This is a genomic window from Rhizobium sp. BK591, from assembly GCF_014195045.1.
Classification (GTDB): domain Bacteria; phylum Pseudomonadota; class Alphaproteobacteria; order Rhizobiales; family Rhizobiaceae; genus Rhizobium; species Rhizobium anhuiense.
This window is the reverse complement of record NZ_JACIAZ010000002.1, coordinates 1,077,947-1,090,626: the sequence shown is the minus strand read 5'-3', so window position 1 is coordinate 1,090,626 and position 12,680 is coordinate 1,077,947. Positions and strand designations below refer to the sequence as shown.

Below are 12,680 nucleotides of genomic sequence, written 5' to 3'. Positions count from 1 at the left end.
TATTCCCCCCGCAGGCGGCGTCAGCCGCCTGCGCGTCCTGCCGTCGTTGACCCGGCTTTCGGGATCGCCGGGTCGCGGGCGAATTGAAAACCACCGCCATCCCTGAAAATCGCCAGGTCTAACGACCATGCTTGGCACGCCAGGTGGCAAAATCCTCGATATTGCCCGGCTGTGTTGCCGGATAGAGGCCGATGATCGACTGACCGGCCAGCACCCGTTCTGTGACGAAATCCTCGTAAGCCGTCATTTCCACCGCCTCATCGGCAATCTCGTCGGCCAATTCGGCCGGAATGACGATCACCGCTTCATCGTCGCCTACCATGATATCGCCGGGCCACACCGCCACATCGCCGCAGCCGATCGGCACATTGATGTCGAGCGCTTGATGCAGCGTCAGATTGGTCGGCGCCGACGGGCGGTTGTGATAGGCGGGGATCGACAGTCCGGCAATTTCCGGGCTGTCGCGAAACCCGCCATCGGTGACGACGCCTGCCACGCCCCGCACCATCAGCCGCGTCACCAGAATAGAGCCGGCGGATGCGGCGCGCGGATTTTTGCGGCTGTCCATCACCAGCACCGCCCCGGCCGGGCAGCTTTCGACGCAGGCGCGCTGCGGATGCTCCGGATTGCGGAAAACCTCGAGCTTGTTCAGGTCTTCGCGCGCCGGAATGTAACGCAGCGTATAGGCCGGGCCGACCATGTTCCGGCCCTTACCGGCGACCGGCTGCACATCCTGAATGGTCTGGTTGCGCAGGCCGCGCTTGAACAGCGCGGTGCTGATGGTGGCAACGCTGACTTTCATGAGTTTGTCGCGCGTGGTGTCCGAAAGTGTCGTCATGCCTGCATGTCCTCCTGGAAAATGTCTGGCTAGAAAATATCCGGTTCCCCTGCCGCCGGGCCAAATTCCGGCAGCAGATAGTCGAAATCGCAGCCCTTGTCGGCCTGGCTGACATGCGACGCGTACATCCAACCGTAGCCACGACCGAAACGGTCGGCGGGCTTCACCCAGGCGGCACGGCGCCGCGCCAGTTCGACTTCGTCGACCAGCATGTCCAGCCGGCGGTTGGGAATGTCGATCCTGACGATGTCCCCATTCTGCAAAAGGGCGAGCGGGCCGCCGACATGGGCTTCGGGCGCCACATGCAGCACGCAGGCGCCGTAGCTGGTGCCGCTCATGCGCGCATCCGAGAGCCGCAGCATGTCGCGATGCCCTTGTTTCAGCAGTGCCTTGGGCATCGGCAGCATGCCCCATTCCGGCATGCCGGGACCGCCGAGTGGCCCGGCATTGCGCAGCACCATCACGTGATCGGGCGTCACATCAAGCGCCTCGTCCTCGACTGCCGCCTTCATGTCGGGATAGCTGTCGAAAACCAGGGCGGGACCTTGATGGACATGGAAGCGCGGGTCGCAGGCCACCGGCTTGATCACCGCGCCATCGGGCGCCAGATTGCCCTTGAGCACGGCCAGGGATCCCTCCGGGTAGATCGGGTTGGAAAGCGGCCGGATCACATCGTCATTATAGACCTTCGCGTCGGCCAGCGCCGCGCCCAGGGTTTCGCCCGAAACCGTCATGGCGCTGAGATCCAGCCGCTCCCTGATCTGCGACATCAGCGCCACGAGGCCGCCGGCATAGTAGAAGTCTTCCATCAGATAGGTCTTTCCGGAAGGGCGGATATTGGCCACGACAGGCGTGGTGCGGCCGAGCGCGTCCAGATCATCCAGCGTCAGCGCGACCCCTGCCCTGCGCGCCATCGCCAGCAGATGGATGACCGCATTGGTCGAACAGCCGGTCGCCATGGCGACCGTCGCCGCATTGCGCACCGCCGCCGGCGTCACGATCCGGTCCGGCGTCAGATCTTCCCAGACCATGTCGACGATCCGGCGTCCTGACTGGGCCGACATGCGGATATGATTGGCATCGGGCGCGGGAATGGATGATACCCCCGTCAGCGTCAGACCCATCGCATCGGCAATCGCGGTCATGGTCGAGGCCGTGCCCATCGTCATGCAATGGCCGTAGGAACGGGCAATGCCGGCCTCGATGCCGGCCCATTGTTTATCGGATATCGTTCCGGCGCGCCGTTCGTCCCAATATTTCCAGGCATCCGATCCCGATCCAAGCTGCTGGCCGGCATAATTGCCGCGCAGCATCGGCCCCGCCGGCAGGTAGATCATCGGCACCCCGGCGCTGAGCGCCCCCATGATGAGGCCCGGCGTGGTCTTGTCGCATCCGCCCATCAACACCACGCCGTCGACCGGGTGGGCCCGGATCTGCTCTTCGGTCTCCATCGCCAGAAGGTTGCGATAGAGCATGGTCGTGGGCTTCATGAAATTCTCTGACAGCGCCAGCGCCGGCATTTCCACCGGAAAGCCGCCGGCCTGGAGCACGCCGCGCTTCACGTCTTCGACGCGATGCTTGAAATGGGCGTGGCAGGGATTGAGATCCGACCAGGTCGACAGGATGCCGATCAGCGGCTTGCCGGCCCAATCGCCGGCGTCGTAGCCCATCTGCATCAGGCGCGAGCGATGGCCGAAGCCGCGCAGGTCTTCGGATGCGAACCAGCGCGCCGATCGCAGGTCTTCCCGTGTCTTCGTCACTTTCAAAGACATGCCGACATGCCTCCATCCACGTAAACTATGTGACCGTTGACATAGCTTGAAGCGTCCGAAGCGAGAAAGATACAGGCGCCCGTCAATTCCTCAAGCCTGCCCCAGCGGCCGGCCGGCGTGCGCCGTTCGATCCAGCTCGAAAACTCCGCATCGGCGACGAGCGCGGCATTGAGCGGGGTATCGAAATAGCCGGGGGCTATGGCATTGACCGCCAGTCCATAACGCGCCCACTCGGTCGCCATGCCTTTGGTGAGATTGCCAAGCGCACCCTTGCTTGCGGTATAGGGCGCAATTCCCGGCCGGGCGAGCGCCGTCTGGATCGAAGCGATGTTGATGATCTTGCCGCGCCCGCGCTTGATCATGTGGCGGGAGACGGCTTGCCCGACATTGAAGGCGCTGGAGACGTTCGTGCGCATCAGCAGCTCGAACATCTCGGGGTCGAACTCCTCCAGGGGCGCGCGATGCTGCATGCCGGCATTGTTGACCAGAATATCGATCGGCCCGCTGGCTTGCTCGAATGCGTCGATGGCGGCACGCACGGCCTTGGCGTCGGTCGCATCGAACAAAAGTGTCCGCGGCGGCGTGCCGGCACCGCCCAGGCCCTCGGCTGCAGCGGCGAGCTTTCCAGCATCACGGCCATTGAGGACGATTTCGGCGCCTGCCGCAGCAAGGCCCTGAGCCAGGCTGAAGCCGATGCCCTGGCTCGATCCGGTGATAAGCGCCCTTTTGCCGGACAGATCGAACAGTTCAATACCCTTTGGCACGGCAGCACTCCTCATGACAGCGGCGTCATCGCTTCGAAATCGGGCAAGGCGCCGCTCGCATAGCCGACGGCCCCGAGCGAAGCGATGGCGATCCGGCCGTCGCGGATCGACAGCAGCGGTCCATCGGGACCCTGCTCGTAGAGATCGGGATGAGCCGCGGCAAAGCGCGCCTTCTCTGCCTGCGGCGCGCCCTGCATGCCGGCGACATAGTGATGACCGTTGCGCTCGACATGGGAGAGGCCAAGCAAGGACACCAGCGCCAGATCCTGCTGCACGGCAAGCCCGGCCTGGCAGGTCAGATCCTCGCCCGAGAGGAACAGTCCCGGCACCGCTCCGGTTCTGATGCGGATCGCTTTCATGAGCGAGCGATAAATGCCCTTGCAGGTTTTCGAGGAGACGCCGGTGTAACCGAGCCCGCGGGCGGGGGCGAAGGCCTCGTCGCCGTCGTCGCTCTCATCGATCAGGAAGGGCAATTGCGCCGCGAGAGCCCCGAGCGGCGTTTCCATGGTGATCGCGCGTGAGAACGGCTGTTCGACAAAGGCGATGGCCGCGCGCAGCCTGGCGAGCTGTGGCATGGCCTCGATCCGCTCCAGCAAGGCGGCAAGCTGTTCGGCAGAGCCGAACTGTTCGTTGCCGTCGACCGTCACCCGATAGTCGGGCACCCTCTCCAGCACGGCGGCGATCCGCAGCAGGCGGTCGATATCGGCCTCGATAGCGCCCGAAAGCTTGATCTTGAACCAGTGATTGCCATAGCGCCTGATCACCGCCTCGAGGCTTTCCGGCAGGCCGTCGTGCACAGGATGGACGATATCGCCCTCTGTGATCGGGTCGAGAAGCCCGATCGTATGCCGCGCCGAGATCGCGCCGGCAGGGCGAAGATCGGCCAGCACCGCCGAGGCGGCGTCCGCGTCGATATCGCCGGGCAGCATCGGGCCGCCGATGCCGACGAGATTGCCTCGCACCGCCTCGAAGAAGGAAAGTCCCGCAAGGCGGCAATAGGCATCGAGCGCGGCGCGGGCGATCAGCGACGGGCCGAAACCGGCGGCCAGCGGATTTCCAGGCAGGCGCCGCACCGCTTCCATCTCGTTCAGGCGGGCTGCGGCAAACAATGTCGTCGGCTGAGACGGTTCGAGCGAGGCAGCGGCAGCCGCACGGATCGAGGTGCGCAACTGATCGACATTTTGCGCCGGCGTCAGCGCCGGATCCTTGTCGAACCATTTCGGCACCATCAATTCGGCGGCGCCGCCGATGGCGGTTCGCCCCTTTTCGTCCTCGACGCGGACCCCGAGGAAGGCTTGCGGCGCCTTTTCAAGGGTGGCCGCGCCAAAGCGGAACGGCAGACGCAGGCTGATATCGCGCTCGAAGGCGTCGATCTCGATGATCTTGATGCGTGGGGCAGTCACGGAACCTCCAATACTTCTGTCCACCGTCACGCCATCCGGTCGAGCATGGCGCGGGTCACTTCATGCCGGAGCGGTTCGCGGCGAAGCAGCCGGCCGATCTCGTCCACCATGGTCTGTCCCTGCGCGAAATGCGCCTCTTCAGTATGGCCGGCAGCATGCGGTGAAATGGTGACATTGGCCAGGGCCGGATCGCGGAACGGGCTATCCGGAGGCAGCGGCTCGTCGTCAAAGACGTCGAGCGCCGCCTCGATACGGCCGGAGCGGATCGCGGCGAGCAGCGCTGCCTCGTCGACCAGCTGCGAGCGCGCCGTATTGATGAAGAGTGTGCCGGGGCGCAGCAGCGCCAGTTCGTGGGCACCGATCATCCGGCGCGTTTCGGGCAGGACAGGCGCATGCAGGGAAATCACGTCGCTTTGCACGAGCATATCGTTCAGCCCGGCGCTGACAACGCCGAGGGCTGCGGCCTCGCTCTCATCCAGGAACGGATCGACGACCAACACGCGGCAACCGAAGGGAACGAGCAGGCGCATCACCGCCCGCCCGACATAGCCGGCGCCGACGATGCCGACCGTTCTGGCGCCCAGCAATCTCTGCGGCACGGCGGCGCGAACGTCGAGCCATTCACCACCATTGCGCAAGTGATGATGCAGCCGATGAATGCCGCGCATGGCGAGCAGCGCTTCGGCGACGACGAATTCGGCAACCGAGGCGGCAATTTTCGAGGCGGCATGGGTCACGCGAAGGCCATCGTCGAACAGACGCGCCGGGACCAGTGTGCGGACACTGCCTGCCGAATGAGCGACAAGGGCGAGCTGCGGATGGCGGGCGCGCACGGCGGGGTCGAAGGGCGGTGTGCCCCATCCGGTGAGGCATGCGGTGGCGCCTTGCAGCAGGTAGTCGACATCGCCGGCGTCGATTGTGGCGCCGGCCGGCCAGCGCACCGCGCCAAGGGCGTTCAATTGGGTTATCGCCGCATCGTCCAGCATCATCCGGCGGGTCTTTTCGGTCAGCAATACGGCAATGACGGGAGCCTGTTCGTTCATGGTTCTACTCTTTCGCTGCGGCGACCAGGCGCCTGAGATGGGCGAGATCGGCGCGGACCTTGTCGAGCGCCTGTTGCCGGGGAACCCGGTATTGCGAATGCACCGACAACACACCGGTAAATCCTGTCGTCACCATATGCGGAACGATGTCGCTCCACGGCACCATGCCTTCGTCGAGCCCGTACCAGTCCGAATGCCATGCGCGCTGGCCGTGGGCTCCGTAAGTGCCGGGGAACCAACCGCTGTTCTTGACGCCCATGCAGCAGAACCACGGATCAAGAATGTCGAGGGTCAGACGCCAGTCTTCGCTTCCCTCGCGAATGATCTGATTGGCCGGATCGACATAAGCGCCGATCCTGACGGGATCTCGCCCGGCCAGCAATTGCACCGCCAGCGCGCCCGAGCTGTGCAGGGTCCCGCCGTGGAGCTGGATGGTCAGCGTGACGGCGAAGCGTTCGGCCAGGCGCTCGAAGCCGTCGAGATCACGCCGCGCCTCATCGAGCTGAACCTGCCAGCGCCGCAACGGGTCGTAACGCCAGAAGCCAAGCCTGATCTGGCCGATGCCGGCCTCGCCGCAACAGCCGAGAAGCCGGGATGCGGCATCGTCGGGCCGTGTGGAATCGATGGTCGCCATCGGAGCACGCACCCCGGCTGCGGCAAAGAGTTTTACGGCCTTGACGATCTCGTCCGGCCTGTCTGGGGAAACGGCATGGCCATCTCGAATGAGAAGATCGGCACAATCGAATCCCAGGCCGGCAGTGATCTCGGCCGCCCTCTCGAGCGGCAGGCCCTCCAGGGTCTTGGTGAAATAGGCGATATCCATGGATCAGATCCCAGAGAGAAAGGCGCTGTTCATGAGCGGGCGATACAAAGCTCGCTGCGGCGGCCGAATGCATCGCGGGCGCAGACCGCATACCGCACGCCCTCCGGCGGCGACATATGCAGGAATGCGGTCGAGATCAGCGGCGCGGGACTGACCTTTTCAAACGTCCCGCCATCGGCGCTGGCCAGGACATCGTAGAAGATGGCAGGGCCGGCATCGCCGGCAGCCCAGAACAGCATGCGCTCCTCCCGGCCGCCGAGACCGAGGTAGCGTTCGACGACAAGGCCGGTCGGTGCAGCCGGGGCCGCGCTGGTGTCGGGAACGACAAGCACCTGCGTCAGTGACGGCAGCGGCACATCGAGATCGACACTGATCCGGCCGTCGTCGCAGGCGACGACGCTGACTGGATGCAGCAAGGCGGGCTCCTGTGCCCGGCGCAGCTCGGCAAACTGCGCTTCATCAGGTGCCGGCGGCGCGCCGACCGGCTCGAAGGGGCCGCGCGGGTTGCTTTCGTCGCGCTGGGCTTCCCAGACCTCCATCGGATTGGTGAATTCCTCGTCGATGCGCAGCAGGCAAAGCGCATGGCGGCCAAGAACCAGGCCGCTCACCTCGAGGCGGACGGCGGTCCGGCCCGAACGGTTGATGGCATCGACACTGTGGATGAGGCTGATGGAAACACCGCCGCCCGGCAGCCGTGTCGGCAGGATCGCCAGGCCATCCTGGTCGGGAGCAAGCGGCGGTTCGGCCGTCACCTTGCAGACGGTATCGCCAAGCGTTGCGAGCAGTTCCATCGATGTCAGGCCGGGCTTCTTGATGATGTCGAAGGGCGGCGCCCGATCGACATCCGTCACCACAGTGCTGAGATCGGTCTTGTGCTCCCATTGCGCCTTGGTGAAATTGCGCGGGCCGAAATAGGCAAAGATGGTGCGCTGGCTCCAGCCGCCGATAAAGGCATGGTCATTGCTGAGGAAGGTGAAATTCGCCGCTTTCGGGGCGATGATGCGGCGGTCGTGCTGTTCGATGATGCGGGCGATGATCCCGGCGTAATAGGCTTTGCCGTGCCAGCTATGATGATCGCTCCAGCCGAGCTGCGGATCGCATTCGTCGTTGATCACGGGCAGGCCCGCGAGACGCGGGTGATTCTCCTTGAGATAATCGACGACGAGAAGCGTGCGGTCGACGATGCCGTTGGTTTTCGGGGTCAGATCTTCCTTGCTGCCATTGACGCCCTTTTCGTGGATCGAGATGTAGTCGAGGCGCGGCGGGCCGTTGCCGGTCAGGCAGCTCGTGCCGCTGTCGCAATGCGCCATCAGGGCGCGAAAGATCGGCGAGAGCGTGCGGGCGGTGCCAGGCCCGCCCATCGGCAGGCTGGGATCGACGGCATCGAGGCCGGCGACGCAGGCGTCGTAGTAATTGGTGTAACCCTTGATCCCATAGGTCCACCAGCCGGAGTCGGCCTCGTTCGTCGTTTCGAAATACCATGTTCGCAATTCGTCCATGCCGTAACGTGCGCCATAGCGATCTGCCGTCACCGTCACGAGATCGCGCCAGCGCTTGACCTGATCCATATCCTCATAGTCGGTGAACACACCCGACGGGTTGCCCATCAGCTCGAAGAACGGCTTCAGGCGGTGTTCGATCATCACGTCGAGCGCGCGGTCGAGCAGGGACCAGTCGTAGCCGGCCCCGCCCTTTGCGCTCAGCAGATTGTAGAGATAATGCACACGCAGGAACTTGATGCCCTCATTCGGCAGGCCGCCGATATAGGCGAGCATCTGGCGCATCTCGGGCTCGAGCAGCAGCTCGGCCGGCGAAAAGCCGGTGCCGCGCCAGAACCGGTTGAACGGGCGCACCGCTTCACCGGCATCAATATTTATTCGCGTACGTTCACGCATGGGTCGTCTCTCCTTGGGCGGAAATTTGGCGGCGCGCCGCAAAGCCGGCACACGGGGCCAGGAGCCGGATTATTTGAACTTGTCGCGCATCGCATCGATGCCGGGGATGGTTTTGGTCAGATGCTGATGGGCGGGGTCGAAGCGCTGGATCAGACCTCGGCGATGCTTGCCGACCAGGATGGTGAAGATATAGCCGCGATGCCCCGGAGAGGTGACCGTCGGGTGGTAACCCCGGTCGACCAGGACAGTGTCGCCGTTGCGGGTCATCAGGATCTTGACCGGGCCGTCCTCGTCATAGGTGATCTGACTGCCGAAGCCGGTCTCCGGCTGGAAGCGGTAGTGATAGAGTTCTTCGTGCCGGGTCTCGACATCGCCGTCCTCGGTATCGTGCTTGTGAGGGGGATAGCCGGACCAGCAGCCTTCGCCGGCATAGAGTTCGCTCACCAGCAGGTTGCCGCAGCGTCCGTTCTGTCGTTGGCCGAGCAGATGGACGATCCGCCGCTGGCTGTGCGTGTCAGACGAACCGACATTGACCGCATCGACCTCATCCGGCGTCACCCGAAACGGGGCGTAGCGGGTGTCGCAGAGACCGCCGGCGATGGCGACCTCTGCCGGCGCGCCACGAGCCGATATCCGGACATTGACGCCGACGGGCGCGTAAACCGAGTCCGCATCGCCTCCCCAGATATCGGCTCGCCGGCCCACGGCTTCGAACATGATGCCATCCACCTCGATATCCACCTGACCCGATAGCACGACGTAGAGGCTTTCGTGCGCGGGCAGCCGCCGGATGTCCTGCTTGTTGGAGGCAAGCGTGACGAGATCGAAGTAGATGAGATCGAGCGTCGCGGAGGAGGTATCCACGATGGGACGCTGCTCGGAGCGTGGAATGAATTCAGGCATCAATTGAACTCCGGAACGGTACGGTCGGCGAAAGGATTAAGCGACAGGGATTCGGCGTGGTGACAGGCCACGGCGTGCCCATCGGCGGTGACGGTGCGCAAGCCCGGCACCTCCTGCTTGCAAAGGCCGGTGGCGTAGCGGCAGCGCGGATGAAATGCGCAGCCGGGCGGCGGATGAGCGGGGTCGGCAACCTCGCCCGCCAGCCGGATGCGTTGACCGTGGCGGCGCATCCTCGGATCGGCGATCGGCACCGCCGAGAGCAGCGCTTCGGTGTAGGGGTGGAGCGGGCGCGAGAAGATCTGTTCCGTCGGCGCCTTTTCGACGACCCGGCCGACATACATGACGGCAATATTGTCCGAGATGTGCCGGACGACCGAGAGGTCGTGGGCGACGAAGAGATAGGTCAGTCCGAACTGCTCCTGCAGATCCTGCAGCAGGTTGATGGTTTGCGCCTGGACGCTGACATCGAGCGCCGAGACGGCCTCATCGGCAATCACCAGGCGCGGATTGGACGCCAGCGCCCGGGCGATGCCGATGCGCTGGCGTTCACCGCCGGAGAAAGCATGGGGATAGCGGTGCATATATTCCGGCCGCAGGCCGACGCTCTGCATCAACTCGGCGACCCGATGTTCGAGTTCACGCCCCTTGGCGATGCCGTTGACAGCAAGCACCTCGCCGATGATGTCGATGACGGGCAGGCGCGGATTGAGCGAGGATTGCGGATCCTGAAACACGATGCGCAGGTCGCGATGGATTTCGTCGAGGGCGGAACCGGACAGCGTGGCGAGATCGACCGTGCCACCGCTGCGGCTACGATAGCGGATTTCGCCGCTCGTCGGCTGATAGATGCGCAGGACCGTGCGGGCAAGCGTCGACTTGCCGCAGCCGGACTCGCCGACAATCCCCAGTGTTTCGCCATCCTCGACGCGAAGCGAAACGCCGTCGACCGCCTTGACGTGGCCGACCACACGCCGGAATGCGCCCTTGCGAATGGGGAAATGCATCCTGAGATCATTCAGTTCGAGCAGAGGGCTTCGTTGGATCATGGGATCGGCCATCATCGTCCTCCTTCGTAAAGCAGACAGCTGGCGACATGCCGGTCGCCGATGGCGACGGGCTGCGGATCCCATTGGTCGCAAAGGCCGGCCCTCGCCTCTTTGCATCGAGGATGAAAGCTGCAGCCCTGGGGTCGGTTGAAACGCGAGGGCACCATGCCGTCGATAATCGCCAGCCGTTCGCTGGGTTGTCCATGCATGCGCGGCACCGATTGCAGCAGCGCCTTGGTGTAGGGGTGGGCCGGAGCGTGGAAGATCGTGTCGACATCGCCTGCCTCCACGACCCGTCCGACATACATGACGACGACTTCATCGGCGATTTCGGCCACCACGCCGAGATCATGGGTCACGAACAGCACCGAGAGCCCGAATTCGGCCTGCAGCGAGGCAAGCAGATCGAGGATATTGGCCTGGGTGGTCACATCGAGCGCCGTCGTCGGCTCGTCGGCGATCAAGAGCTTGGGGCGGCAGGCGAGCGCGAGCGCGATGCAGACGCGCTGGCGCATGCCGCCGGAAAACTGGAAGGCATAGCTTTCCATACGCTCGGCCGGCCTGGGAATGCCGACCAGAGCCAATGTCTCGATGGCATGCTCGCGCGCCTCCTTCTTTCCCATCTTCAGATGCAGGCGGATCACTTCCACCATCTGGTTGCCGATCGTATGAACGGGGGAAAGGGCCGCCATCGGCTCCTGGCTGATCAGGCCGATCTGGGCACCGCGGATCGCCCGCATATCGCGGCCGCGCGGATCGAACGCCGCCAGGTCGACGGAGGGTGCTGCGGGATCCGGCCGGTAGCGGATTGCTCCCGAGACGATCCGCCCTCCGCGCGGAACCTGGTTGAGAATCGAGCGGCCGGTAATGCTCTTGCCCGAACCGGATTCGCCGACGACGCAGACCGTCTTGCCGCGCGGAATGGAAAAGGAGACGCCGTCGACCGCCCTGATCGTGCCCGCACCGCTGAAGAAATGGGTCCTGAGATCGTCGACCTCGATCAGCGGGTCGCGAGCACCGTGCCGATCGCCGGTGGCGGCGAAATTGGGATCAGTATTCATAGGGATCTGCAGCATCGCGTAATCCATCACCGAGGAAATTGAGGGCGAGCACGGTGACGATCACCGCAAGACCGGGAAGAAACAGCCAGGGCGCGCTCGTGACCGCGAGAATGTTCTGCGCCTCCTGAAGGAGCACGCCCCAGCTCACGACAGGCGGGCGCAATCCGATGCCGAGGAAGGAGAGCGCAGTTTCCGCGAGGATCATCGTCGGGATGGCGAGCGTCACCGAGGCGATGATGTGGCTCATGAAGGACGGCACCATATGCCGCCAGATGATGCGCATCTGCGAACAGCCATCGAGACGTGCGGCAATCACGAAATCCTCCGTCTTCAGCGACAGGAAGCGCCCGCGCACCACCCGTGCCAGATCGGTCCAGCCGATCAGCGACAGGATGACCGTGATCCAGAGATAGACCAGGATCGGATCGGCACTGATCGGAACGGCAGCCGCAAGGCCCATCCACAGCGGGATGGTCGGGATGGAATTGATGAGTTCGATGGAGCGCTGGATCACATCGTCGACCCAGCCGCCGTAGAGCCCCGAGATGCCGCCCAGGATGATGCCGAGGATGAGACTGATTGCGACCCCGATCAGTCCGACGGACATCGAAACGCGGGTGCCGTGGACCGTCCGGCTGAAGACATCGCGACCCAGCCGGTCGGCGCCGAACAGGTAGAAGGGTTTGCCCATCTCGGTCGGGCCGATCAAGTGCCGGTCCAGATTAAACAGGCCCCAGAGCCGATAGGGTTCGCCTTTCACGAAGAAGCCGATGGGAATGACGACGGCCGGATCGGCCACGTAATTGCGGCTGAGCGCGATCGGATCGACCTTCATCGAATAACCGTTGACATAGAGGGGATGAAACTGCCCCGCCGCGTCGTGGCCGGCGAATCTGATCTGCTGCGGCGGCGCATAGGTGTAGCGGGAATCATAGGTCTGCGATGAAACCGGAGCGAGAACCTCGGCAAACAGGGCGACCATGTAGATCAAGAAGATGACGACGCCAGCGGCCAGCGCCAGCCGATGGCGACAGAAGCGCCGCCAAATGAGCTTCCACTGCCCGGCGACCGCGTCGGAATTCTGGATCAGTTCAGGTGATAGCGCGATGGCTTGATCGGTCATATCTCTCGT

Annotated in this window: 11 protein-coding genes; all 11 read right to left on the bottom strand. The window is 64.1% G+C overall.

Annotated features, from left to right (window positions below):
- Positions 1-118 precede the first annotated feature (118 nt).
- The 11 genes from FHX10_RS12295 to FHX10_RS12245 all read right to left on the bottom strand — a co-directional run bounded on the left by FHX10_RS12295 (position 119) and on the right by FHX10_RS12245 (position 12,671).
- On the bottom strand, positions 119-838 hold the full coding sequence (locus FHX10_RS12295) for a ribonuclease activity regulator RraA (protein WP_047612424.1): 720 nt from the start codon (positions 836-838) through the stop codon (positions 119-121).
- A gap of 29 nt (positions 839-867) precedes the next feature.
- On the bottom strand, positions 868-2,610 hold the full coding sequence (araD, locus tag FHX10_RS12290; protein ID WP_063475885.1) for an L-arabinonate dehydratase: 1,743 nt from the start codon (positions 2,608-2,610) through the stop codon (positions 868-870).
- Positions 2,601-3,389: an SDR family oxidoreductase gene (locus FHX10_RS12285; protein ID WP_063475884.1), complete on the bottom strand. Its 789-nt coding sequence runs from the start codon at positions 3,387-3,389 to the stop codon at positions 2,601-2,603. The genes araD and FHX10_RS12285 overlap by 10 nt, the downstream gene beginning before the upstream one ends.
- Positions 3,386-4,807 (bottom strand): hypothetical protein, encoded by a 1,422-nt coding sequence (locus FHX10_RS12280; protein WP_063475883.1) that lies wholly within the window; start codon positions 4,805-4,807, stop codon positions 3,386-3,388. The genes FHX10_RS12285 and FHX10_RS12280 overlap by 4 nt, the downstream gene beginning before the upstream one ends.
- Positions 4,804-5,820, bottom strand: a complete 1,017-nt coding sequence (locus tag FHX10_RS12275) for a hydroxyacid dehydrogenase (protein ID WP_063475882.1) — start codon at positions 5,818-5,820, stop codon at positions 4,804-4,806. The genes FHX10_RS12280 and FHX10_RS12275 overlap by 4 nt, the downstream gene beginning before the upstream one ends.
- Before the next feature lie 4 nt (positions 5,821-5,824).
- Positions 5,825-6,643: a sugar phosphate isomerase/epimerase family protein gene (locus FHX10_RS12270; RefSeq protein ID WP_063475881.1), complete on the bottom strand. Its 819-nt coding sequence runs from the start codon at positions 6,641-6,643 to the stop codon at positions 5,825-5,827.
- A gap of 29 nt (positions 6,644-6,672) precedes the next feature.
- On the bottom strand, positions 6,673-8,538 hold the full coding sequence (locus FHX10_RS12265; protein WP_063475880.1) for a GH39 family glycosyl hydrolase: 1,866 nt from the start codon (positions 8,536-8,538) through the stop codon (positions 6,673-6,675).
- A 69-nt stretch (positions 8,539-8,607) separates the two neighbouring features.
- Complete coding sequence (locus tag FHX10_RS12260; RefSeq protein ID WP_063475879.1) at positions 8,608-9,441, bottom strand: 5-deoxy-glucuronate isomerase; 834 nt, start codon at positions 9,439-9,441, stop codon at positions 8,608-8,610.
- Positions 9,441-10,499, bottom strand: a complete 1,059-nt coding sequence (locus FHX10_RS12255) for an ABC transporter ATP-binding protein (protein ID WP_179867785.1) — start codon at positions 10,497-10,499, stop codon at positions 9,441-9,443. The genes FHX10_RS12260 and FHX10_RS12255 overlap by 1 nt, the downstream gene beginning before the upstream one ends.
- Positions 10,499-11,548 carry an ABC transporter ATP-binding protein gene (locus tag FHX10_RS12250; protein WP_063475877.1) on the bottom strand — a complete coding sequence of 350 codons (1,050 nt, stop codon included), beginning with the start codon at positions 11,546-11,548 and terminating at the stop codon, positions 10,499-10,501. The genes FHX10_RS12255 and FHX10_RS12250 overlap by 1 nt, the downstream gene beginning before the upstream one ends.
- Positions 11,538-12,671: an ABC transporter permease gene (locus tag FHX10_RS12245; protein ID WP_047614726.1), complete on the bottom strand. Its 1,134-nt coding sequence runs from the start codon at positions 12,669-12,671 to the stop codon at positions 11,538-11,540. The genes FHX10_RS12250 and FHX10_RS12245 overlap by 11 nt, the downstream gene beginning before the upstream one ends.
- Positions 12,672-12,680: the final 9 nt, after the last annotated feature.

Coding starts and splice junctions, on each gene's coding strand:
- FHX10_RS12295 (WP_047612424.1), bottom strand. CDS start 838: ATGACGACACTTTCGGACACCACGCGCGACAAACTCATGAAAGTCAGC.
- araD (WP_063475885.1), bottom strand. CDS start 2,610: ATGTCTTTGAAAGTGACGAAGACACGGGAAGACCTGCGATCGGCGCGC.
- FHX10_RS12285 (WP_063475884.1), bottom strand. CDS start 3,389: ATGAGGAGTGCTGCCGTGCCAAAGGGTATTGAACTGTTCGATCTGTCC.
- FHX10_RS12275 (WP_063475882.1), bottom strand. CDS start 5,820: ATGAACGAACAGGCTCCCGTCATTGCCGTATTGCTGACCGAAAAGACC.
- FHX10_RS12270 (WP_063475881.1), bottom strand. CDS start 6,643: ATGGATATCGCCTATTTCACCAAGACCCTGGAGGGCCTGCCGCTCGAG.
- FHX10_RS12265 (WP_063475880.1), bottom strand. CDS start 8,538: ATGCGTGAACGTACGCGAATAAATATTGATGCCGGTGAAGCGGTGCGC.
- FHX10_RS12260 (WP_063475879.1), bottom strand. CDS start 9,441: ATGCCTGAATTCATTCCACGCTCCGAGCAGCGTCCCATCGTGGATACC.
- FHX10_RS12255 (WP_179867785.1), bottom strand. CDS start 10,499: ATGGCCGATCCCATGATCCAACGAAGCCCTCTGCTCGAACTGAATGAT.
- FHX10_RS12250 (WP_063475877.1), bottom strand. CDS start 11,548: ATGAATACTGATCCCAATTTCGCCGCCACCGGCGATCGGCACGGTGCT.
- FHX10_RS12245 (WP_047614726.1), bottom strand. CDS start 12,671: ATGACCGATCAAGCCATCGCGCTATCACCTGAACTGATCCAGAATTCC.